Origin of the sequence: Micromonospora cremea, assembly GCF_900143515.1 — a bacterium.
Lineage (GTDB): Bacteria > Actinomycetota > Actinomycetes > Mycobacteriales > Micromonosporaceae > Micromonospora > Micromonospora cremea.
In genome coordinates, this window is sequence record NZ_FSQT01000002.1 from 765928 (window position 1) to 787924 (window position 21997).

19 protein-coding genes are annotated in these 21997 nt (G+C 72.4%); 4 read left to right on the forward strand and 15 right to left on the reverse strand.

The genetic code is table 11. The features are described 5' to 3' along the window. Positions 1–22: 22 nt before the first annotated feature. Together BUS84_RS16865 and BUS84_RS16870 are read right to left on the reverse strand one after the other, a co-directional pair. Entirely contained in the window at positions 23–1192 is a 1170-nt protein-coding gene (locus BUS84_RS16865) for a zinc-dependent alcohol dehydrogenase (protein WP_074313721.1), read from the reverse strand. Beyond that, positions 1189–1827: an SRPBCC family protein gene (locus BUS84_RS16870; RefSeq protein WP_074313722.1), complete on the reverse strand. Its 639-nt coding sequence runs from the start codon at positions 1825–1827 to the stop codon at positions 1189–1191. The genes BUS84_RS16865 and BUS84_RS16870 overlap by 4 nt, the downstream gene beginning before the upstream one ends. Before the next feature lie 246 nt (positions 1828–2073). Between BUS84_RS16870 and BUS84_RS16875 the strand changes: the two genes are divergently transcribed. Beyond that, positions 2074–3222 carry a glycosyltransferase family 2 protein gene (locus tag BUS84_RS16875; RefSeq protein WP_244298614.1) on the forward strand — a complete coding sequence of 383 codons (1149 nt, stop codon included), beginning with the start codon at positions 2074–2076 and terminating at the stop codon, positions 3220–3222. On the opposite strand, the gene BUS84_RS16880 is transcribed toward BUS84_RS16875, so the two are convergent. From BUS84_RS16880 to BUS84_RS16890, 3 genes are read right to left on the reverse strand one after another with little or no spacing between them, the layout of a single operon-like run. After that, on the reverse strand, positions 3212–3862 hold the full coding sequence (locus BUS84_RS16880) for a DUF3618 domain-containing protein (protein ID WP_074313725.1): 651 nt from the start codon (positions 3860–3862) through the stop codon (positions 3212–3214). The genes BUS84_RS16875 and BUS84_RS16880 overlap by 11 nt on opposite strands. Then, positions 3859–4326, reverse strand: coding sequence for a phage holin family protein (locus tag BUS84_RS16885; protein ID WP_074313726.1), 468 nt, complete (start codon positions 4324–4326; stop codon positions 3859–3861). The genes BUS84_RS16880 and BUS84_RS16885 overlap by 4 nt, the downstream gene beginning before the upstream one ends. Before the next feature lie 31 nt (positions 4327–4357). Continuing rightward, positions 4358–5131, reverse strand: coding sequence for a hypothetical protein (locus BUS84_RS16890; protein ID WP_074313728.1), 774 nt, complete (start codon positions 5129–5131; stop codon positions 4358–4360). 230 nt (positions 5132–5361) lie between these two features. Between BUS84_RS16890 and BUS84_RS16895 the strand changes: the two genes are divergently transcribed. Then, the gene (locus tag BUS84_RS16895) at positions 5362–5853 is read left to right on the forward strand and encodes a DUF4383 domain-containing protein (RefSeq protein ID WP_074313730.1); all 492 of its coding nucleotides are present in this window, start codon (positions 5362–5364) and stop codon (positions 5851–5853) included. Positions 5854–5925: 72 nt separating this feature from the next. Further along, positions 5926–6585, forward strand: a complete 660-nt coding sequence (locus BUS84_RS16900; RefSeq protein WP_074313732.1) for a DUF6766 family protein — start codon at positions 5926–5928, stop codon at positions 6583–6585. Positions 6586–6619: 34 nt separating this feature from the next. Here BUS84_RS16900 and BUS84_RS16905 read toward each other — a convergent pair whose 3' ends face one another. From BUS84_RS16905 to BUS84_RS16940, 8 genes are all read right to left on the reverse strand, one after another. Beyond that, complete coding sequence (locus tag BUS84_RS16905) at positions 6620–7069, reverse strand: GNAT family N-acetyltransferase (RefSeq protein ID WP_074318866.1); 450 nt, start codon at positions 7067–7069, stop codon at positions 6620–6622. 70 nt (positions 7070–7139) lie between these two features. Continuing rightward, positions 7140–8612 (reverse strand): GTPase ObgE, encoded by a 1473-nt coding sequence (gene obgE, locus BUS84_RS16910; RefSeq protein WP_074313734.1) that lies wholly within the window; start codon positions 8610–8612, stop codon positions 7140–7142. Between the two features lie 93 nt (positions 8613–8705). After that, positions 8706–8960 carry a 50S ribosomal protein L27 gene (rpmA, locus tag BUS84_RS16915; RefSeq protein WP_074313740.1) on the reverse strand — a complete coding sequence of 85 codons (255 nt, stop codon included), beginning with the start codon at positions 8958–8960 and terminating at the stop codon, positions 8706–8708. A gap of 11 nt (positions 8961–8971) precedes the next feature. Further along, the gene (gene rplU, locus BUS84_RS16920) at positions 8972–9286 is read right to left on the reverse strand and encodes a 50S ribosomal protein L21 (RefSeq protein WP_074313742.1); all 315 of its coding nucleotides are present in this window, start codon (positions 9284–9286) and stop codon (positions 8972–8974) included. Between the two features lie 166 nt (positions 9287–9452). Further along, the gene (locus tag BUS84_RS16925) at positions 9453–9995 is read right to left on the reverse strand and encodes a hypothetical protein (protein ID WP_074313744.1); all 543 of its coding nucleotides are present in this window, start codon (positions 9993–9995) and stop codon (positions 9453–9455) included. 118 nt (positions 9996–10113) lie between these two features. Beyond that, positions 10114–13188, reverse strand: a complete 3075-nt coding sequence (locus BUS84_RS16930; RefSeq protein ID WP_074313746.1) for an Rne/Rng family ribonuclease — start codon at positions 13186–13188, stop codon at positions 10114–10116. A 131-nt stretch (positions 13189–13319) separates the two neighbouring features. After that, entirely contained in the window at positions 13320–14039 is a 720-nt protein-coding gene (locus BUS84_RS16935; RefSeq protein WP_074313748.1) for a TIGR03936 family radical SAM-associated protein, read from the reverse strand. A gap of 178 nt (positions 14040–14217) precedes the next feature. Further along, positions 14218–16194 (reverse strand): TIGR03960 family B12-binding radical SAM protein, encoded by a 1977-nt coding sequence (locus BUS84_RS16940; protein ID WP_074313750.1) that lies wholly within the window; start codon positions 16192–16194, stop codon positions 14218–14220. Between the two features lie 142 nt (positions 16195–16336). Between BUS84_RS16940 and BUS84_RS40020 the strand changes: the two genes are divergently transcribed. Beyond that, positions 16337–17767, forward strand: a complete 1431-nt coding sequence (locus BUS84_RS40020; protein WP_244298616.1) for a hypothetical protein — start codon at positions 16337–16339, stop codon at positions 17765–17767. Between the two features lie 11 nt (positions 17768–17778). Here BUS84_RS40020 and BUS84_RS16950 read toward each other — a convergent pair whose 3' ends face one another. Then, positions 17779–18468 (reverse strand): lysophospholipid acyltransferase family protein, encoded by a 690-nt coding sequence (locus tag BUS84_RS16950; protein WP_074313752.1) that lies wholly within the window; start codon positions 18466–18468, stop codon positions 17779–17781. A 169-nt stretch (positions 18469–18637) separates the two neighbouring features. Continuing rightward, positions 18638–21784 (reverse strand): isoleucine--tRNA ligase, encoded by a 3147-nt coding sequence (ileS, locus tag BUS84_RS16955; protein ID WP_074313753.1) that lies wholly within the window; start codon positions 21782–21784, stop codon positions 18638–18640. Positions 21785–21997: the final 213 nt, after the last annotated feature.

Consider the following 21997-nt stretch of genomic DNA (forward strand, 5'->3'; position numbering starts at 1 on the left):
CGGGGCGGGGTGCGGTCAGGGGTCAAGGGTGCAGGACGCTGCGGAGGCAGCCGTCCTGCTTCTTCTCGAACAGCTCGTAGCCGAGCGCGCCCTGCTCCAGCGGGAGCGGATGGGTGGCCAGGTAGCCGGGGTCGATCTCACCGGCGGCGATCCGGTCGAGCAGCATCGGGATGTAGCGCTGCGCGTGCATCTGCCCCATCCGCAGCACCAGGGCCTTGTTCATCGCCGCGCCGAGCGGGAACTTGTCGATCAGACCGGCGTACACGCCGACGATGCTCACCGTGCCGCCCTTGCGGCAGGCCATGATCGCCTGGCGGACCGACGTGGGTCGATCGGTCTGCAACCGCGCCGACTGCTTCACCCGGTCGTATGCGTAGGTCGGCCCGACGTCGTGCGACTCCATGCCCACCGCCTCGATGCAGGCGTCCGGCCCGCGCCCGGCGGTCATCTCGCGCAGCGCCTCCAGCACGTCGGTGTCCGCGTAGTTGATCGTCTCGACGCCGACCCGGTCGGCCGCCGTGGCCAACCGGTCGGGAAATCGGTCGATCATGATGACCCGCTCGGCGCCGAGGAGTTGCGCCGACCGGGCCGCCATCTGACCGACCCCGCCGGCACCCCAGACGGCGACCACCTCGCCGCCGGTCAGCCCGCAGAAGTCCGCGGCCATCCAGCCGGTGGGCATCGCGTCGGAGGCGAACACCACCGAGTCGTCCGGCACCCCGTCGGGCACCGCGAACGCGCCGACGTCGCCGAACGGCACCCGGATGTACTCGGCGTGCGAGCCGGCGTAGCCGCCCGCCGCGTGCGAGTAGCCCAGGATGCCGGCCGGCGAGTGCCCCCACAGCTTCTCGGTGAACACCGGCTGCGGGTTGGAGTTGTCGCACAGCGAGTACTGCTCGGTCCGGCAGTACCAGCAGCCACCGCAGGCGACCACCGAACCGACCACCACCCGGTCGCCGACCCGGTGCCGCCGTACGCCCGGCCCGGTCTCCACCACCTCGCCCATGAACTCGTGGCCGAGGATGTCGCCCTCCCGCATCGCCGGCAGGTACCCGTTGATCAGATGGAGGTCCGAGCCGCAGACGCTGCTGGCCCGGACCCGGACGAGGATGTCCCCCTCGGCGCGGATCTGGGGCTCCGGCACGTCCCGGACCGCCAGCTTGCCGACGCCTTCCCAACAGAGCGCCCTCACGCCCGTCCTCCCGTCATCAGCTTCTCCCGCATCCGGTCGGTCGCCTTCTCCTGGGCCGGGCTCCGGCCGGACGGTTCGCTCCGGGTGTCGATCACCTGGCCGCACTCGATCAGCGACTTCACCCGGCGCAGCGCGTCCCGCAGAGCCAGGTCCGGATCGTGGCCGCCGGCCAGGCCGACCACCCGGCGCAACCGACTGGAGCGGTAGCGCAGCTCGGCACGAATCTCGGTGCCCCGACCCTGCGGGGCATCGGTCAGCTCGATCCGCCCCTCCTGCGGCACCGGGTCGTCCTCGACCCGCCAGCGCAGCGTGCCCGGCCCGTCCACGGTGATCTCCGCCCGCCATCCGGTGTCACCGCCGCCCGGATCACGGGTGACACACCGCCAGCGCCGATCGTCGAGCTGTTCCAGGGTGGCCCACTCGGCCAGCGCCCGGTCCAGCCGCTCCCGGTCGGTCCAGAACCCGATCACCGCGTCCCGGGGCCGGTCCACGGTCACCCCGCGGCGCACCACGTACCAGCCGTGCTCCCGTTCGGGCTGGTGCCGGTGTCGACGGCGGGCCACCGCCCGCCCGACGCCGACCGCGGTCGCCGCGGTGACGCCGAGCAGGGCCCACGTCGTTCCCTTGCTGGTCATCTCGCCTCCTCCACCCGGGCGTCCGGGGACGGACAGCCCATACCGGCAGCGCTACCCGGACTCGGTCCGTCGAAACGACGTACCGGTTTGACCGGCCCGATCGCGGGCACGTGCTGCGGGCGGCCGTGCACCCGGCGGCCGTTCACCACCTGTCCGGGAGGCACCGTTGCCCTTCGACACCGGCGAACACGGCCGGCCCGTGCACCGAGGCGGCCACCTGCCGCCGCACCGCCGGCCGGTGGAGGCGTGAGCGCGCCGACCCGCCGGGCCGGCGGACCCGACGACCCGCACCTCGGCGAGGCCCCGCGCACCCCGCGCGCCGCAGGTGACCCCGGCCGCGGCCGGGACGGTACGACGCCACCCCCACTGCCGATGGCGTACGTGCTGCCGCTGCGCTGGACCGTCGACACCGACCTGGCCGAGCTGACCGACTACCTGCGCTGGCTGGGCGGCCGCGTCGAGGTGATCGTGGTCGACGGCTCCCCACCGGACGTCCTCGCCCGGCACGCCGCGGCGTGGCGCGGGCTGATCCGCCGGCACCTCCCACCCGACCCCACCCTGCGTGGGCTGAACGGCAAGGTGACCGGGGTGCTCACCGGCGTCCGCGCGGCCGGCCACGAACACGTGGTGATCGCCGACGACGACGTCCGGTACGACGAGGCCGGGCTCCGCGCGGTGCACCAGCTGCTCGGCCGGGTGGATCTGGTCCGGCCGCAGAACTACTTCGCACCGCTGCCCTGGCACGCCTGGTGGGACACCGGTCGGACGCTGCTCAACAGGGCGCTCGGGGCGGACTACCCGGGCACCCTGGCGGTGCGCCGCAGCGCCTTCCTCGGCATGGACGGGTACGACCCGGACGTGCTCTTCGAGAACCTGGAACTGATCCGCACCGTGCGGGCGTACGGCGGCACCGAGGCCGCGCCGGCCTGGCTCTACGTACGCCGACTGCCGCCGGACGCCGCGCACTTCCGCGGCCAACGGGTCCGCCAGGCGTACGACGATCTGGCCCAGCCGGCCCGCCTGCTGACCTCACTCGCGGTCCTGCCCGCGCTGGCGACGGCGGTCGCGGCCCGCCGGCCCGGGCTGCTGCTCGGCGCGGCGGCCGGCACCGTCGCCCTGGCCGAGCTGGGCCGCCGCCGCGCCGGAGGCGACACGGTCTTCCCGCCGAGCACCGCGCTGGCGGCCCCGCTCTGGCTGCTGGAACGCGGCGTGTGCGGTTGGCTCGCGGTCGGTCAGCGGTTCCTGCTCGGAGGAGTCCGCTACGGCGACACCCGCCTGCGTCGGGCCGCCCACTCGACCCGCACGCTGCGGTCCCACTGTCAACGCGACAGCTCGCGGACACCGAGGTGGCCGCGAGCTGTCGGGGATGGTGCGCGGGGTGCGGTCAGGGGCTGACCTGCTGGCGGGACTGCTGGGTCTGGTCTTTGACGTCCTGCGCGGCCGACTTCGTGTCGTCCTTGACGGCGTCCACGGCGCCCTGGGCGGTGGACTTCACCGACTCGGCGGCGTGCTGGGCCGGTTCGCGCAGCTCGTCCTTCAGGTCGCTGGCCACCTCGCTCAGCTTCTCCTTCACCACCCCGCTGTGCTCGCTGGCCTTCTCCCTGATCTGGGTCGCGGCCTGCTGTTCCCGGCGGCTGGCCGGGATCAGCGACGAGGCGAGCCAGCCGACGCCGAACGCGATCAGGCCGGCCGCCAGCGGGTTGCCCTCGGACTTCTGCCGGATCACCCGCGGCGCGCTGTGGGCGGCGTCGCTGACGGTGGAGGCCGCCGAGTGCGCGGCGTCGCTGACGCTGGAGGCCGCCGACGAGGCGCGGTCGCCCACCGAGTGGGCGGCGTGGCCGGTGCCGTGGCCGAGGTCAGACGCGGTTCCCATGACCTTGTCCCTCACATTCTGCAGCGCGGAACGCGCCCGCTGCTTACGGTCGTCGACGATCCGACTCGGGCTGACCTTGTACGCCAGCGCGTCCACGTCGGAGCTCAGGCTGTTGCGGGTGGCTTCGATCTCCCGGCGGATCTGGTCGGGATCGGTGCTCATCGGGTGACTCCCTCCGGGTGGGGCTTGAGCGCGTCGGGGATCCGCTGCACGCTGTCGTTGGTCTGCTTGAGGCCGCGTACGTGCTGGGCGTTCTTCTTGGCCATGGAGTAGAGGACCGCGCCGATCACGGCCCAGATGACGGCCACGATCAACGCGGCCCAGCCGGCGTCCATGACGTTGGACAGCCCGGCCCAGAGGGCCAGCGACAGGAAGAGCGCCACCATGTAGCCGCCGAAGCCGGCGCCGCCGAAGAGCCCGGCGGCCTTGCCGGCCTTCCTGCCCTCCTGGCGGATCTCGGCCTTGGCCAGCTCGACCTCCTGGCGCATCAGCGTCGACAGGTCACTGGTGACCTGGCGCATCAGCTCACCCAGCGAGCTGCCCTTCACCTCCGCCGCGGTGTGCGGGGCACCCGCGTCGGGGTGGTAACCGGAGTCCAGTCCGGACCCCTGCGTCGGCATGGTCATGCCGTCGCCTCCCTTCGGATGACTCGGTGGCTCACGGGCGGGTGTTGCCGCTGGACGGCACGCCCGGCAGCGGGTCGGTCTGGCTCACCGGCGGCAGCGGCTGGCCGGTGCCGGTCGGCTCGACGTACCCGCCGGAGGTCGGCTCGGCGTACGTGCCGGGCGTCGGGTCGAGGTAGCCACCCGTCGGCACGGGGTCCGGCACCGCGCGGGGCGCCGGCGGCGGCGTCGGAATCACCGCGGTCTGGTCCGGGTCGTACGCCCCGGCGCCGCGGTAGCTCGGGGAACCACTGCCGGAGTCGTCGCCGGCGGCGGAGATGCTGCGGGTCAGGCGGCCGGCCAGCACGCCGAGCACCGCCGCGCCGACCAGGAAGGTGCCCGGGTTGCGCCGCGCGTAGTCGCGTACCTCGGTGATCAGGTCGCCGGGCTCGCGCTCCTCGAGCCAGCCGGCCACGCCGTGCACCCGGTCGGCGGCCTGACGGGCCAGCTCACTCACCGGGCCGGCCTGGCCACCCTGCTCGGCCATCGAGCGCATCTCGTCGGCGAGCGAACGCAGCCCGCCGGCCGCGCGGCGCTGCTGCTCGCCGGTCTGGCTGGCGAGCTGGCTGCGCGCCACGCCGTAGAGGTTGCGGGCCTGCCGGGCCGCCTCACGGCCAACCTCGGTGCCCTGCTCCTTGGCGGTCTGCGCGACCGCGCCACCGGCGTGCGCGGCCTCCGATCCGACCTGGCGGGCTTGCTCGCGGACGCCTCCGCCGTTGGTCGACTCCTGCCCGTACGTGGAAGACGTGGGTGACAGATCGTAAGTCATGATTTCCCTTCCGCTCGGAAAGTCGTCGCGGTTGTGCTGGGGGGATGCGACCGCGCTACCGCGGCCGCTGACGATTCACCTACCCTCCGTTTCCCCTTCCATGCCTCTTCGTGCATTTCTCTGCGCGGTCGGTGGGATCGACTTCAAAATGGAGGATCGTCGGGCTGCGTCACGTCGCCGCCGCGGACAGCGAGGTTCGCGGGGCCGGCAGATCCACGGAGGGGGCAGCGATGGCACGAGGCGCGCGAGGCGGCCGACCGACCGGCCCTCGGCCCCGGGTGCAGGTGGCCGCGCTGATCGTGGCCGGGGTCTTCCTGCTGATCGGCATCCTCGGCTTCATCCCCGGCGTCACCACCGACTACGGCGAGCTGCGGTTCGCCGGGCACCACTCGGGCGCCCGGCTGCTCGGGCTGTTCCAGATCTCGATCCTGCACAACGCGCTGCACCTGCTGTACGGGTTGGCCGGCCTGGTGCTGGCCCGTAGCGTCGGCGGGTCCCGGCTCTTCCTGGCCGGCGGGGGTGCCAGCTACCTGGCCCTCTGGCTGTACGGCCTGGCGGTCGAGGCCATCGACGAGGAGGGCGGGGTGAACATCCTGCCGGTCAACGCCGCCGACAACTGGCTGCACCTGGCACTCGGCTTCGGCATGCTCGCGCTCGGGCTGCTGCTCTCCAACCAGGCTGGCACCGGCGGACGCCTCGACACTCCGCTCGAGCGGCCCTGACCTGGCGCACCAGCGGTTTGGCGGTCATCCCGGCGTGGGTATGCCAGGGGCGATTCGCGAAAGAGGTGTGACATGCCCCGTTGGCTGCGCGACAACGCGCTGACCGTCGCCATGCTCGGCGCGTTCCTGGTCTTCCTGGTGTTGCAGAGCGTCTTCGGGTGGCAGACCCACAACGAGGAGCTGACCGAGTTCGGCGTGGCGCCGCTGAGCTGGCCGGCCTACCTGACCAGTGGGCACTTCGCGGAGGCGGTCTTCGAGAACTGGGAGTCGGAGTTCCTCCAGATGGGCGGCTACGTGCTGCTCACCGCGCACCTGGTGCAGCGGGGTTCGGCCGAGTCGAAGCCGGTGGAGCAGACCGACCGGCCGGAGGACGACGAGCGCCGGGCCACCCCGCAGTCGCCCTGGCCGGTACGCGTCGGCGGCCTGCCGCTGGTCGTCTACCGCAACAGCCTCTCCATCGCGCTGCTGCTGATCTTCCTGGGCTCGTTCGTCGGCCACCTTCTCGGTGGCACCGCCGCGTACAACCAGGAGCAGGCGTTGCAGAGCGGGGCGCCGCCGATCGGGGTGTGGGACTTCCTGGGCACCAGCGACTTCTGGTTCCAGTCCATGCAGAACTGGCAGAGCGAGTTCCTCGCGGTCGGCGCCCTGATCGTGCTGAGCATCGTCCTGCGTCAGCACGCCTCGCCGGAGTCGAAGCCGGTCACCGTCGCGCACGCCAGCACCGGCGCCTGAGCGCCGGCACCGCCGTGCGCGGTGGCGAGGGCCGTCAGGCCGCGACCGGCAGCCGCTTGGCGAAACAGACGCTGTACGGGTTGTGCACGTACTCGCCATAGACCGGGATCGGGTCGTAGCCGCACGCGGTGTACAGCCCGATCGCGGCCGGCAGGTAGGTGCCGGTCTCCAGGCAGACCACCGAGTGCCCCTGCCGGAACGCCAGCTCCTCCAGCGCGGCCAGCAACTGGCGGGCGATGCCCCGACCCCGGTACGCCGGCCGGACGTACATCCGCTTGACCTCGCCGGTGGCGGCGTCGATCGACTGGAGCCCACCGCAGGCGACCGCCCGGCCGTTCACCACCACCGCGAGGTAGCGGATGTCGTCATGGGTGACGGTGACCTGCCCGTCCAACCCGCCGTCGGCCTCGCGCAGCTCACGCTGCTGCGCGATGACCAGGGCGGCGATCTCCGGATCGGTGGCGGGCCGAGACTCGATCAGCATCACCCCACGTTAGGCGGGGTGGATTTCGCGGAGGTTTCCGGCAATCAACCCGATCACGGAGCGCGACGGGCTATTCGGCGTCGTCCTCGTCGCCGATGTCGACGATGTCGTCGGACGCGTCGGCACCCACCTCGTCCCCGGAGCGCACCCGGCGAGCCTTGCGGGCGGCGAGCCGTTCCGCCGCACGCGCCCGGTTCGACCTCGCCTCCAGCCGGACGTCGGTGCCCCGGTTGCCGGGCGTGAACTCCACGCCGGCGTAGAGCGTCGGCTGCCAGTCGAACTCGCGCTCACCGATCCGGACCAGGTCGCCGGGCTGCGCGCCGGCCTTGGCCAGCTTGTCCTCCACCCCGAGCCGGGCCAGCCGGTCGGCCAGGTAGCCGACCGCCTCGTCGTTGTCGAAGTTGGTCTGCTTGACCCACCGCTCCGGCCGGACGCCCCGGACGGTGAACGAGCCGTCGGTCTCGGCCGTGATGGTGAAGCCCTCGTCGTCCACGGCCGTCGGCCGGATCACGATCCGCGTCGGCTCGGCCGGCGGCGCGGCCTTGCGCTGCGCGTCGACCAGCTCGGCCATCGCGTAGGTGAGCTCCTTGAGCCCCTCCCGGGTGGCCGCGGAGACCTCGAACACCCGGTAGCCGCGCTCCTCCAGGTCGGGGCGCACGATCTCGGCGAGGTCGCGGCCGTCCGGCACGTCGACCTTGTTCACGGCCACCAGCCGCGGCCGGTCGGCCAGACCGCCGTACTCGTTCAGCTCGGCCTCGATGGTCTCGATGTCGGCGACCGGGTCGCGGCCCGGCTCCAGCGTCGCCGAGTCGATGACGTGCACCAGCACGGCGCAGCGCTCGATGTGCCGCAGGAACTCCAGACCCAGCCCCTTGCCGGTGGCCGCGCCGGGGATCAGGCCCGGCACGTCGGCGACGGTGAAGGTGTGGTTGTCCACCCGGACCACGCCGAGGTTGGGCACCAGGGTGGTGAACGGGTAGTCGGCGATCTTGGGCTTGGCGGCGGAGATCACCGAGATCAGCGACGACTTGCCGGCCGACGGGAAGCCCACCAGGCCCACGTCGGCGACGCTCTTGAGCTCCAGCACCACGTCCAGCTGGTCGCCGGGCTCACCCAGCTCGGCGAAGCCGGGAGCCTTGCGCTTGGCGTTGGCCAGCGAGGCGTTACCCCGCCCGCCACGCCCGCCGCGGGCCACCTCGAAGGTGGTGCCGGCGCCGACCATGTCGGCCAGCACGGTGCCGTCGAGGGTCTGCACCACGGTGCCGTTGGGTACCTTGAGCACCAGGTCGTGACCGTTGGCCCCGTCCCGGTTCGACCCCGCGCCACCCTTGCCGCTGTCGGCCTTGACGTGCGGGCGGAAGTGGAAGTCGAGCAGCGTGGTCACCTGCGGGTCGACCACCAGGGACACGCTGCCGCCGTGCCCGCCGTTGCCGCCGTCCGGCCCACCGAAGGGCTTGAACTTCTCGCGGTGGATCGAGGCACAACCGTGCCCGCCATCGCCGGCCTGCAGATGCAGAACGACCCGGTCAACGAACGTCGCCACGACGTCAATCCTTCCAGCGAGGTCCGACCCCGCACTGCGAAAAAAGCGAAGCGGGCCGGGACCCGGAGGTCCGCGGCCCGCAAAGCCCGAAAGCTACTGCTGCGGAACGATGCTGACGGTCTTGCGACCGCGCTTGGTGCCGAACAGGACCGCACCGGCGGACAGCGCGAACAGCGTGTCGTCGCCGCCACGGCCGACCAGGTCACCGGGGTGGAACTTGGTGCCACGCTGCCGGATGAGGATCTCACCGGCGCTGACAACCTGACCACCGAAGCGCTTCACGCCGAGTCGCTGGGCCGCGGAGTCACGGCCGTTACGCGAGCTGGACGCACCCTTTTTGTGAGCCATTGGAGGACGACCTACTTCCCGCTGGAGATGCCGGTCACCTTGACCTGGGTCAGCGGCTGGCGGTGACCCTGGCGCTTGTGGTAGCCGGTCTTGTTCTTGAACTTGTGGATCTTGATCTTCGGGCCCTTGGTGTGCGCGGCAATCTCGCCGGACACCGCGACCTCGGCAAGCTTCGCCGCGTCGGTCACCAGGTCGTCACCGTCGACGAGGAGCACCGCGGTGAGCTTCACCGCGTCACCGGGAGCACCGGTGAGCTTCTCGACCTCGATCACGTCGCCCTCGGCGACCTTGTACTGCTTGCCGCCGGTCTTGACGATCGCGTACATCGGAGGCGGACTCCCTGTCGTTGAGGCTGCTGGCGGTCGTCCCCGCGGCGGCTCGCCGGGTAGCAGTGCACGGCGGCGCGGGCACACGGGAACTCGGCACACCAAAAGTGCGCCGCAGGCAAGAGTACGCCATCGCAGGCCCGTACCCCAAACCGGCCCGCCCTGGTCAGCGCGCGCAGAGCTGGTCGAGGCGCTGCTGGAGCCGGTCCAGCTCGGTCTCGTCGATCGACTCGACGTCGGCGCCGAGCGCGGCGACCTCGGTGCCGATGTCGGTGAGCAACGTCTTGAGCTGCGGGTCGGTGGCCGGGGCCGACTGCTCCCGCAGCGCGGTCCGCCAGCCGGTCAACGCGGCCTCTGCCTGCTTGCGGGCGGCCTCGGCGGTGGTGCTGTCCCCGGCGCCCACCGCGGCGATCATCCGGCCCAGCTCCGCCACGTACGTCTGGAGCGCGGTGGCGCCGGCCCGCTGCGCGGCGGCGCAGACCTGCGCGGTGTTGCCGCCCGCCGCGCCACCACCCACCGGCGTGCCGGCCGGCCCCGTCGGCGTACCGGTCGACCCGCCCGGGGCGCCCCCGGGCCCGGCGGCCGGGCCGGAACCCCCGCTGGTCGCGCCGGCCGGGCCCGGTCCCTCGCCGCCGGGTCGGTCGGTGGAGCAACCCGCCCCGGCGGAGAGCGCGGCGACCAGCGCGGTGACGGCGAGCAGACGACGCATGTTCTTCTCCTGACCGGGGGTGGCCGATCGCGGACCGGGGGTGGCCGGACCGGCGAGGTCCCTCCCCCGTCACTTTGCCGGGGAAGGGACCTCGTCAAACACCGTGCCGGTCAGGTGGTCAGGGGCGGGTCCGTCGGCGGGCGCCGGCCCTGCGGGAACGGCGCCGGCCCGCGCCGCCCTCGGTGCTCTCCTCGTCGGCGTCGCCGTCGGCGAGAGCGTCCGGGTCGTCCGCGGCGGCCAGCCGGGCCGACTCGCCCTGCTGGCTGTCGGAGACCGCCGGCGCGGCGGCGGTGTCCGCCTCGTAGCGGGACAGGTCGTAACCCATCGTGTCCACGTAGTCGGCGTCCGGTTCGGTGCTGGTGTCGCTCTCGACGACCTCGACCACCGCCTTCTCGGCCGAGGCGCTCTTGCGCGCCCGACGGCGGGACGACGCGCTGCCCTGCTCGGCGGGCGGGGCGGCGGCGACCGACGAGGCGACCGCCTTGACCTTCTCCGCCGCCCCGTTGGAGCGTGCCTTCTCCGGCACCGGCTCGGTGTGGATGATGACGCCCCGACCCTTGCAGCACTCGCAGGTCTCGCTGAACGCCTCGAGCAGGCCCGCGCCGATCCGCTTACGGGTCATCTGCACCAGGCCGAGCGAGGTGATCTCGGTGACCTGGTGCTTGGTCCGGTCCCGGCCCAGGCACTCGGTGAGCCGGCGCAGCACCAGCTCACGGTTCGACTCCAGCACCATGTCGATGAAGTCGATCACCACGATGCCGCCGATGTCGCGCAGCCGGAGCTGGCGGACGATCTCCTCCGCCGCTTCCAGGTTGTTACGGGTGACCGTCTCCTCCAGGTTGCCCCCGGAGCCGGTGTACTTGCCGGTGTTGACGTCGACGACCGTCATGGCCTCGGTACGGTCGATCACCAGCGAGCCACCGGAGGGCAGGAAGACCTTGCGGTCCAGGCCCTTGATGATCTGCTCGTCGATCCGGTACTCGGAGAACACGTCACTCGTGCCGACGTGCCTGCGCACCCGGTCGACCAGGTCCGGGGACACGTGCGACAGGTACGACTCGACCATGTCGTACGACTGCTCGCCTTCGATCACCAGCTCGCGGAAGTCCTCGTTGAAGAGGTCCCGGACCACCCGGATGACCAGGTCGGGCTCCTCGTAGAGGAGCACCGGCGCACCGCCCTCGGCGGCCTTGGCCTGGATGTCCTCCCACTGGGCCTGGAGGCGCTTGACGTCGCGGGCCAGCTCGTCCTCGCTGGCGCCCTCGGCGGCCGTCCGGACGATCACGCCCGCGCCGTCCGGAACGAGCTTCTTGAGCACGTCGCGGAGCCGCTTGCGCTCGGTGTCCGGCAGCTTCCGGCTGATCCCGGAGGCGTTGCCGTTGGGCACGTAGACCAGGTGCCGGCCGGAGAGCGCGATGTGGCTGGTCAGCCGGGCGCCCTTGTGCCCGATCGGGTCCTTGGTGACCTGGACCAGCACCGAGTCGCCGGAGCGCAGCGCCTGCTCGATCGAGCGGGCGCGCCCCTCCAGGCCGGAGGTGTCCCAGTTGACCTCGCCGGCGTACAGCACCGCGTTGCGGCCCCGGCCGACGTCCACGAACGCCGCCTCCATGCTGGGCAGCACGTTCTGCACCTTGCCCAGGTACACGTTGCCGGCCATGGTGCCGGAGGAGTTGCGGGTCACGTAGTGCTCGACCAGCACGCCGTCCTCCAGGACGGCGATCTGCGTACGGTCACCGCGCTGACGCACGGCCATCACCCGGTCGACCGCCTCCCGGCGGGCCAGGAACTCCGACTCGCTGAGGATCGGCGGCCGGGTACGCCGCTGCTCCCGGCCGTCCCGGCGGCGCTGGCGCTTGGCCTCCAGCCGGGTCGAACCGGACACGCCTTGCACCTCGTCGACGGTCCGGCGCGGCTCGCGGATCTTGACCACGGTCGGCACGCCGTCGTCGGCGGCACCCTCCGTGTCGCCGGCACCCCGGCGGCGGCGACGCCGGCGGCGGCGGGTCAGCCCGTCCCCGCCCTCGGACTCCTCGTCCTCGTCGCCCTCGGCCTCAGCCTCGGCCTCGGCGGTCTCTTCCTCCTCGGCCTGCGCGGCCTCGTCGGACTCCTCGTCCTCGGCGTCGTCGGCACCGCCCTTGCCCCGGCCACGGCCACGGCGACCACGCCGGCGGCGGCGGCGCGCGGCGGCGCTGTCCTCGTCCTCATCCGCCTCGGCGGCCTCCTCGGCCTCCTCGGTCGGCTCCTCCTCGGCCTCGATCGCCTCGACCGGCTCCACCGGCTCGGCCTCGCGGCGACCGCGCCGCCGCCGGCGGGACGGCTCGGCGGCCTCCTCCGCAGCCGGCTCCTCGGCGAACGGAGTGGGCTCCACCGGCCGGGTCACCGGCACGGCGTCGGGCTGTGGAGCCATGAACAGCACGGTGGGCGCGGAGAGCGCCGCCCGCCGGCGGCGGGTGCGCGGCTGCTCCGGCTCGATGGTCTCGGCCGGCTCGATCGGCTCGTTGGCCAGACCGGCCACGGCCACGCCCGGCGGCACCTCGCCGGAGCGCTCCTGCGCGCCGCTGGTCCGGGCCGGTTCGGCGGCGGTCCCGCCCGCGGCGAGGTCCGCCTCGTTCAGTTCGGCTTCCGCCTCGCGCAGGTCGGACTCGGCCGGCGTCTCGGCGACCGGCTCCTCGACAGCGGCGGGCTCCTCGACGGCGGGGGGCTCCTCGACGGCGGCCGGCGTGGCCTTCTTGCGCCGGGTACGGGTCACCTTGACCGGGGGGACCACCTCGGGAGAGGCCTCCTCGGCGGAGGCCGCGACGAGCGGCTCCTCGGCGGTCTTCTCCACGGGGGTGGCCTTGCGGCGGCGCCGGGGGGCCTTCGGAGGGGTGTCCAGGTCGCCGGAGACCGGGGCGAAGACCTCCGCCTGCGGCGGCTCGTCGCCGCCGGCACCGCCGGTGGGCGCCTCGACCGGGGCTTCGGTCTGCTCCGGTTGGTCGAGCGGGGCGGCCCGACGGCGGGTCGCCCGGGTACGCCGCACGGGCGCGGCGGGCTCGGCGCTCTCCGCGCCGGCCGATTCCAGCGCGGCCGATCCGGCAGCGGTGGTGGGGTTCGCGACGGCGGCGCCGTCGGCGGTGGTGGTGCTCTGGTCAGCGGTTTCGCCGGCCGGCTGTGAACCGGTCCGTTCGCCGCCCTCGGGCTCGTTCTCGAGCATGGACGTTCTCCAGTTCTGGCTGCCCCGGGCGCGGGTGAGCGCTGCCACGCAGGGTCGCCGCAAAAGTGTTTCCGCCGGGCGCGCGTGGTGCGCGACCGCCGAAGTCTGCCTGCCAGAGCACTGACCGTCGGTCAGTGCCCAACGATGGCTGCCCCGTCGCGGTCCGCATCCAACGGATCCACGATCGCACCCTGCGCGGTCAGCGTGCCCTGAGCCAGCCGGGTCACCCTCGGCGAGACCGGCGGCTCCAGGTCGGCCACCACGCGGAGGCCGGAAAGGACGTCATCGGGCCGTACGGACGGGGTGACCTGCCGCACGACCAGTTCGAGTATCGCACACGGTACGGCCGGCGCCCCGGAAGGCGTCGGCGTCGACGCGAGGACATCGATCGATATCACGGCCGCGCGGGCGTCGAAGGTACGTCGGCCCTGCTTGGTCATCCGCTCGACCAGCACCTCGTCGGCGGCGGTGAAGGCGTCCACGGCGGCGCGCAGCACGGCGGGGTCGACCTCGGGCATCTCGATGTGCCAGTGCGACGCCTCGATCCGGTCCGGCAGGCTGCCCCCGTTGGCGATCACGGCGTCCAGCACGTCCAGCCCGGGCGAGAGCGCGGCGTCCAGCGCGGCCCGCAGCGCCTCCGGGTCGACCGGCGCCTGGAGGCCGATCTCCAGGTACTCCGCCTCGCTGGCCACCCCGGTGGGTGCGGCACTGGCGTAGGAGATCTTCGGGTGCGGGGTGAAGCCCTGGGAGAAGGCGATCGGCACGCCGGCCCGGCGCAATGCCCGCTCGAAGGCCCGGGCGAAGTCCCGGTGCGAGGTGAACCGCAGCGGCCCGCGCTTGGCGTACCGGATGCGGACGCGCTGGACGACCGGCGCCTGCCCACCCTCCGGCTGTGGTTTCTTACTGATCGTCTCGCTCCTCGGAACTCAGCACCCGTTGATCATGAAGTTATTGTCGGCGACACGCCGTACGGCCGGCAACAACTTCATGATCAACGCGGGCGACCGGGTGGGGCCGGATGGGGCCGGGTCAGGCGGTGGGGGTTTTGAGGCCCTTGATGGGGGTGAGCGGCAGGAGCTTCTTGCCGGTGGGGCCGATCTGGATCTCGGTGTCCATCGAGGGGCAGACGCCGCAGTCGAAGCACGGGGTCCACCGGCAGTCGTCCTGCTCGAACTCGCTGAGCGAATCCTGCCAGTCCTGCCAGAGCCAGTCCTTGTCCAGGCCCGAGTCCAGGTGGTCCCAGGGCAGGACCTCCAGCTCGTCGCGCTGCCGGGTGGTGTACCAGTCGAGGTCCACCCCGAACGCCGGCAGCGTCTCGGCCGCCGCGTCCACCCAGCGCTGGTACGAGAAGTGCTCGCTCCAACCGTCGAACCGGCCGCCGTTCTCCCACACCCTGCGGATCACCGAGCCGACCCGGCGGTCACCCCGGGAGAGCAGCCCCTCGATCAGCGACGGCTCACCGTCGTGGTAGCGGTAGCCGATCGCCCGGCCCAGCGAGCGGTCCGAGTTGATCGCCTGCTTAAGAATCTTGAGCCGGTGGTCGATGACCTCCGGGCGCTCCATCGGAGCCCACTGGAACGGGGTGTGCGGCTTGGGCACGAACCCGCCGATGGAGACCGTGCAGCGGATGTCCTTGGAGCCGGTGGCGGCCCGACCGGCCTTGATCACCTCGTGCGCCATGTCCGCGATCTCCAGGACGTCGGCGTCGGTCTCGGTGGGCAGGCCGCACATGAAGTAGAGCTTCACCTGCCGCCAGCCGTTGGTGTACGCGGTCACGACGGTGCGGATCAGGTCTTCCTTCGACACCATCTTGTTGATGACCTTGCGGATCCGCTCCGACCCGCCCTCGGGGGCGAACGTCAGGCCGGTACGCCGCCCGTTGCGGGACAGCTCCTGCGCGAGGTCGATGTTGAACGCGTCCACCCGGGTCGACGGCAGCGACAGCGAGACGTTGGTGCCCTCGTACTGCTCGGCCAGGCCGGAGCACATGTCACCGATCTCGGAGTGGTCGGCCGAGGAGAGCGACAGCAGGCCCACCTCGGAGAAGCCGGAGAACTCCAGCCCCTCGCGCACCATCTGCCCGACCGTGGTGATCGACCGCTCGCGCACCGGCCGGGTGATCATGCCCGCCTGGCAGAACCGGCAACCCCGGGTGCAGCCCCGGAAGATCTCCACCGCGTACCGCTCGTGCACCGTCTCGGCCAGCGGGACGAGGGGCTTCTTCGGGTACGGCCAGGCGTCCAGGTCCATCGTCGTGCGCTTGTGCACCCGGAACGGCACGTCCGCCCGGTTCGGCACGACCCGCTGGATCCGCCCGTCCGGGAGGTAGTCCACGTCGTAGAAGCGCGGCACGTAGACGCTCTCGGTGCGGGCCAACCGCAGCAGCAGCTCGTCGCGGCCACCCGGGGAACCCTCCGCCTTCCACTCCCGGACGATCGCGGTGATCTCCAGGACCGCCTCCTCGCCGTCGCCGAGCACGGCGGCGTCGATGAAGTCGGCGATCGGCTCCGGGTTGAACGCGGCGTGCCCACCGGCCACGATCACCGGGTCGGCGTCCGTGCGGTCGGCGGCCAGCATCGGAATGCCGGCCAGGTCGATCGCGGTGAGCAGGTTGGTGTAGCCCAGCTCGGTGGAGAAGGAGATGCCGAACACGTCGAAGTCGCGCACCGGCCGGTGCGCGTCGACGGTGAACTGCGGCACGCCGTGCGTGCGCATCAGGTTCTCCAGGTCCGGCCAGACCGCGTACGTCCGCTCGGCGAGGGTGTCGGGCAGCTCGTTGAGCACCTCGTAGAGGATCTGCACGCCCTGGTTGGGCAGGCCCACCTCGTACGCGTCGGGATACATCAGTGCCCAGCGCACGGTCGCCGCGTCCCAGTCCTTGACCACCGCACCCAGCTCACCACCCACGTACTGGATGGGCTTGGAGACCTGCGGGAGCAGCGGCTCCAGCCGAGGCCAGACGGAATTGGTCGCGGCCGCGCGCGGCGTCGTGGACGGGGCACTCATGATGCCCAAGGGTACGCGCCCACCCGGCGGTGACCGCGCGCACGCCGCCGATGGCGGTGAGCGCCGCCCCGCCGCGCCGCCCGGTCGGCGACGGTGGCGGCGCGGTACTAACCTCGGACCGGCGCGAGAGGAGATTGCCGCGATGCCGGAGCCCCAGCCGGGAGCAGGCCGTCCGGCCGACGGGAGCACCCCGGGCACGGAGCCGGACCGCGATCCGGCGGTCGCCGACGAGCCGACCTCCCGACCCGTACCGCCGAACCAGCCGGACCCCTCGGACGAGCCGGAAGCACCGCGCCGCCCGCAACCACCGGACCAGCCGGAGCCGCCGACCGACCAGGCAGGCGGTTCCGACGTGGCCGGTGACGCGGACGGCCCCGGTCGGGCGGACGAACCGCGCCCGACCGACCGAACCGCACCCACCGGCGCGGCCGAATCCCCTACCGACACGGCGGTCGACCTGCCGGCCACCGCGGTCGATTCGCCCGCCACCGCGGCCGACTCCCCCGCCACGGCGGCCGGATCCGCTGCCACCGCCGCGGTCCCCGCGCCCCGATGGAGTGGATCCGCGCCGGTGCCGCCCCCTCTTCCGCGCAGGCGGACCTGGGGCGAGTCGGCCGAGCCGACCCCGCCGCCGCCCCTGCCCGACGAGCCGCCGGAGCACCGGACCCCGGTCGACCCGTGGGCCGGCGTGGACACCAGCGGCTGGGACCTGCCGCACGCCGAGCTGCCCCCGCTGCCGCCGACACTGCCCTACCCGGCGCCGCCGGCGACCCGGCAGTGGTCCGGTCCGCCCGCTCCCCCGGTGGGCCCGCACCCGGTGTCGTCACCCGCCGTCCCACCACCGCCCCCGCCGCCGGCGGCCCGGCCCGCCCTGCCGGCCCGACCCACGGCACCGGCCCGGCCGGTGTCACCGCCCGCGCCGCCGAAGCAGCGCCGGGGCCGGCGATCCGCCGCGCCACCACCGGTGACGCCGCCCCCGGGCTGGCAGGCGCCCAAGGGGTACGTGCCGGTCCCGGTCCGCCGGCGACGCCGCTGGCCGTGGCTGCTGCTGCTCACCCTGGCCTGCTGCTGCGGCTGCCCGGCCTACTACGGGTTCCCGATCTCGGCGCAGTACCCCGCCCGGGCGGCGCTGCCCGAGCAGGTGGCCGACCTGAGCCTGCGCCAGGACGACGGCAGCGCCGAGACCGCCCAACAGTTGGAGAAGGAGGTACGCCAGGAGCACTGGCTGGCCGAGGACACCTTCGCCGGCGTCTACGCCACCGCGGACGGCAAGCGGGTGACCGTCTTCGGCGGCACCGGCATCCGGCTGACCCCCGAGGCGGACGCGGACGCGGAGATCAGCCGACTCACCGAGCGCTACGCGCTGGATGCCGCCGAGACGGTGAAGACCGGCGTGCGGGGCCGGCACGAACGCTGTGCGGTCGGCCGGTCCGCCGCCACCGACGTGGTGGTCTGCACCTCCGTCGACCACGGCAGCATCGCCACCGGGGTGTTCACCCGACTCTCCGTCTCCGACAGCGCGGCCCTGCTGGACACCCTGCGCGGCCAGATCGTCCAGCCCAAGCAGGGCTGAGGAAGGGCCCGTCAGGCGTTGCGGGTCGGATCCGGGTGGGCGCGCGGCGGAGCGTAGCGGGGCACGTACTCCTGGCCGGTGAGCTTCTGGATCTCGCTCATCAGCTCGTCGGTCATCTGCCGCAGCGAGGTGCGGTCGGCCGGCCGGCCGGTGAAGTCCAGCGGCTTGCCGAACCGGACGGTGATCTTGGCGGTGCCGGGGCGGGGCACCCGGGCGCCGATCGGCTGGGCCTTGTCCGTGCCGATCATGCCGACCGGAATGATCGGCACACCGGCGGAGATCGCCAGCCGGGCCGCGCCGGTCCGCCCCCGGTAGAGCCTGCCGTCCGGGGAGCGCGTGCCCTCCGGGTAGACCACCACCAGATCGCCGCCCTTGAGTGCCGGGATGGCCGCGTCGAACGCGGACAGCGCCGCCCGCCCGCCGGCCCGCTCGACCGGGATCGCGCCCAGGCCGGTGAGGACGAACTTGGAGATCGCGCCCTTCACCCCGGTGCCCTTGAAGTACTCCGACTTCGCCCAGAACGCCAGGTGCCGGGGCACCACCGTGCCGAGGAACAGCTCGTCGGCCACCGAGAGATGGTTGCCGGCGAAGACCGCACCGCCGGTGTCCGGCACGTGTTCCAGCCCCTCCACGGTCGGGCGGAACGCCAACCGCAGCGTGGGCGCCACGGTGAGCTTGCCGATGGTGTAGAGCAGGGGCACTGGTCCTCCGGCAGATCAGGTGCGAACAGGCGGTGTCACGGTAGCGGACGCCGCCACACTTCCCCGACGGAGGTGGCGAGGCGCCCGCGCCCCGGCGATGCTGCGGTTAGGAAGGGGCCCTGCCTCTACATCAGAAGTTGAGAAGGGCCCCTTCCTCACACACGGGTGGTCATACCCGGCGGACGACGACCGTCACCCGGTCACCCTCACCGACCTCGCCGGCGAAGCCGTCGAGGCCCTCGGCGAAGTCGACCGAATCGGCCAGCACCTCCCCGGCGACGAAGTCGATGTACGCGGCCACCGCCGCGCGCACCTCCTCGGAAGCCGACACCGACACCACAATCCGGTCCGAGACGTCGAGGTCGGCGTCCCGGCGCGCCTGCTGCACCACCCGGACCACGTCGCGGGCCAGCCCCTCGGCGGCCAACTCCGGGGTGACCTCGGTGTCCAGCACGACCACGCCCTCACCGCCGGGCAGCGGCGCGGAGTGCTCGGCGTCGGCGGCGACCAGGCGCAGCTCGTACTCGCCCTCGGCCAGGGTGACACCGGCGGCCACCGGTGCGCCGTCGATTAGCTCCCAGTCGCCCGCCTTGACCGCCTTGATCACCTGCTGGACCTGCTTGCCGACCCGCGGCCCGAGCGCCCGGGGCACCACGGTCAGCACCTGCTGGCAGTACTCGGACAGCTCCGCGCTGAACTCCACCGCCTTCACGTTGACCTCGTCGGCGACCAGGTCGGCGAACGGACGCAGCTGATCCGCCGCCGGCGAGGCCACGGTCAGCTTCGACAGCGGCAGCCGCACCCGCAGCCCCTTCGCCTTTCGCAGCGACAACGCCGCCGAGGCGACCGCCCGGGTGGCGTCCATCGCGGCGACCAGCTCGTGGTCGGCCGGGAACTCGGTCGCCTCCGGCCAGTCGGTCAGGTGCACCGAGCGCTCCCCGGTCAGCCCGCGCCAGATCTCCTCCGCGGTCAGCGGCGCCAGCGGCGCCACCACCCGGCAGAGCGTCTCCAGCACCGTCCACAGGGTGTCGAAGGCGTTCGCGTCGCCGGACCAGAACCGGTCCCGGGACCGACGCACGTACCAGTTGGTCAGCGCGTCCAGGTAGGACCGGACGGTGGCGCAGGCGCCGGAGATGTCGTACGCCTCCATCTGCGCCTGGACCGTCGACACCAACTCGTTCGTCTTCGCCAGCACGTACCGGTCGAGCAGATGCGTCGAGTCGGTGCGGCGCCGCGCCTGATACCCGTCCGCGTTGGCGTAGAGCGAGAAGAAGTACCAGACGTTCCACAGCGGCAGCAGCACCTGCCGGACGGCATCCCGGATGAGCGTCTCGGTGACCGCCATGTCGCCGCCGCGCAGCACCGGCGAGGACATCAGCATCCAGCGCATCGCGTCCGAGCCGTACGCGTCGAAGACGTGGTAGACGTCCGGGTAGTTGCGCAGGCTCTTGGACATCTTGCGCCCGTCCGAGCCGAGCAGGATGCCGTGGCTGAGGCAGTTGCGGAACGCCGGCCGGTCGAACAGCGCGGTGGCCAGCACGTGCATGGTGTAGAACCAGCCGCGGGTCTGCCCGATGTACTCGACGATGAAGTCACCCGGGTAGTGGTGCTCGAACCAGTCGGCGTTCTCGAACGGGTAGTGCACCTGGGCGAACGGCATCGAGCCGGACTCGAACCAGCAGTCCAGCACCTCCGGCACCCGGCGCATCATCGACGTGCCGGTCGGGTCGTCCGGGTTGGGGCGGACCAGCTCGTCCACCGCCGGCCGGTGCAGGTCGCTCAGGCGTACGCCGAAGTCCCGCTCGATGTCGGCCAGCGAGCCGTAGACGTCCAGTCGCGGGTAGTTCGGGTCGTCGGACTTCCAGACCGGGATCGGCGAGCCCCAGAACCGGTTCCGGCTGATCGACCAGTCCCGGGCGTTGGCCAGCCACTTGCCGAACGAGCCGTCCTTGATGTGCCCCGGCGTCCAGTTGATCTGCTGGTTCAGCTCGACCATCCGGTCCCGGAAACGGGTCACCGCCACGAACCACGACGACACCGCCTTGTAGACCAACGGGGTCTCGCAGCGCCAGCAGTGCGGGTACGAGTGGGTGTAGGTGTCCTGCTTGAGCACCACCCCCCGCTCCTTGAGCTCCCGGATCACCGGCTTGTTGACGTCGAAGACCTGCTCGCCCTGGTACGGCGGGACCAGCGCGGTGAACCGGGTGTGGTCGTCGACCGTGACGATGGTGGGGATGCCGGCGGCGTTGCAGACGTTCTGGTCGTCCTCACCGAACGCCGGGGCGAGGTGCACGATCCCGGTGCCGTCCTCGGTGGTGACGAACTCCGCGCCGAGCACCTGGTAGGCGTTGTCCCCGGCCTGCTCGACGAGGAAGTCGTACAGCGGGGTGTAGCGGCGCCCGACCAGGTCACGGCCGTACACCGTGCCGACCTGCTCGTACCCCTCCAGCTCCTTGCCGTACGCGGCCAGCCGCGCCGCACCGATCACGAAGCGGTCCCCGTCGCGCTCCAGCACCGCGTACTCGATGTCCGGGCCGACGGCGAGCGCCAGGTTGGACGGCAGGGTCCACGGCGTGGTGGTCCAGACGCCCAGCTTGACCGGCCCGCGCACCAGCTCCGGCGCGGACTCGTCGGGGGTCAGCCCGAACCACACGGACAGGGTGGGGTCGTGCCGGTCCCGGTAGACGTCGTCCATCCGGGTCTCGGTGTTCGACAGTGGCGTCTCGCACCGCCAGCAGTACGCCAGCACCCGGAAGCCCTCGTAGATCAGACCCTTGTCGTGCAGGGTCTTGAAGGCCCACATGACGCTTTCCATGTAGTCCAGGTCGAGGGTCTTGTAGTCGTTGGCGAAGTCGACCCAGCGGGCCTGCCGGTTGATGTACCGCTCCCAGTCCTGGGTGAACTCCAGCACCGAGGTGCGGCAGGCCTCGTTGAACCGGGCCACGCCCAGGTCGATGATCTCCGCCTTGCTGGTGATGCCGAGCTGCTTCTCGGCCACCACCTCGGCGGGCAGGCCGTGGCAGTCCCAACCGAAGCGCCGCTCGACGTGCCGACCGCGCATGGTCTGGTAGCGCGGCACCACGTCCTTGACGTAGCCGGTGAAGAGGTGGCCGTAGTGCGGCAGGCCGTTGGCGAACGGCGGGCCGTCGTAGAAGACGTACTCGTTCTTGCCGTCGTCCCCGGCCGGGCGGGCCTCCACCGACGCCTCGAAGGTCTTGTCAGCCGTCCAGTGCTCCAGCACCCGGCGCTCGACCGCGGGCAGGTCCGGGCTCGCCGAGACACCGGCGGCGGTCGGTTCGTGCAACGGATAGGCCATCGGGGGTCGCTCTCCTCGCAGCTCACTCATCGGTGGGTCTGCGAGGACGAACCTTCCGGGGTACGCCTCGACGACGCTCCCCGGGTGGCCCGCGGTACCACCCCGCTTGGCGGTCAGGATCGACCGCCCGCTCATTGGCCGGCTGTGACGGGCCGGACCCGTCCGGTTCTACTGGGCCGGTTGCCCGGCTGTTCTTCCGGAGGCTCACCGGTG

Bases quoted from the DNA above. Each gene is read 5' to 3' on its own strand.
- BUS84_RS16925 (WP_074313744.1), bottom strand. From the start codon at position 9,995: ATGCGTCGTCTGCTCGCCGTCACCGCGCTGGTCGCCGCGCTCTCCGCC.
- BUS84_RS16930 (WP_074313746.1), bottom strand. From the start codon at position 13,188: ATGCTCGAGAACGAGCCCGAGGGCGGCGAACGGACCGGTTCACAGCCG.
- BUS84_RS16880 (WP_074313725.1), bottom strand. From the start codon at position 3,862: ATGAGCACCGATCCCGACCAGATCCGCCGGGAGATCGAAGCCACCCGC.
- BUS84_RS16905 (WP_074318866.1), bottom strand. From the start codon at position 7,069: ATGCTGATCGAGTCTCGGCCCGCCACCGATCCGGAGATCGCCGCCCTG.
- rpmA (WP_074313740.1), bottom strand. From the start codon at position 8,960: ATGGCTCACAAAAAGGGTGCGTCCAGCTCGCGTAACGGCCGTGACTCC.
- BUS84_RS16895 (WP_074313730.1), top strand. From the start codon at position 5,362: ATGGCACGAGGCGCGCGAGGCGGCCGACCGACCGGCCCTCGGCCCCGG.
- BUS84_RS16900 (WP_074313732.1), top strand. From the start codon at position 5,926: ATGCCCCGTTGGCTGCGCGACAACGCGCTGACCGTCGCCATGCTCGGC.
- BUS84_RS40020 (WP_244298616.1), top strand. From the start codon at position 16,337: ATGCCGGAGCCCCAGCCGGGAGCAGGCCGTCCGGCCGACGGGAGCACC.
- ileS (WP_074313753.1), bottom strand. From the start codon at position 21,784: ATGGCCTATCCGTTGCACGAACCGACCGCCGCCGGTGTCTCGGCGAGC.
- rplU (WP_074313742.1), bottom strand. From the start codon at position 9,286: ATGTACGCGATCGTCAAGACCGGCGGCAAGCAGTACAAGGTCGCCGAG.
- BUS84_RS16890 (WP_074313728.1), bottom strand. From the start codon at position 5,131: ATGACTTACGATCTGTCACCCACGTCTTCCACGTACGGGCAGGAGTCG.
- BUS84_RS16870 (WP_074313722.1), bottom strand. From the start codon at position 1,827: ATGACCAGCAAGGGAACGACGTGGGCCCTGCTCGGCGTCACCGCGGCG.
- BUS84_RS16885 (WP_074313726.1), bottom strand. From the start codon at position 4,326: ATGACCATGCCGACGCAGGGGTCCGGACTGGACTCCGGTTACCACCCC.
- BUS84_RS16940 (WP_074313750.1), bottom strand. From the start codon at position 16,194: ATGAGTGCCCCGTCCACGACGCCGCGCGCGGCCGCGACCAATTCCGTC.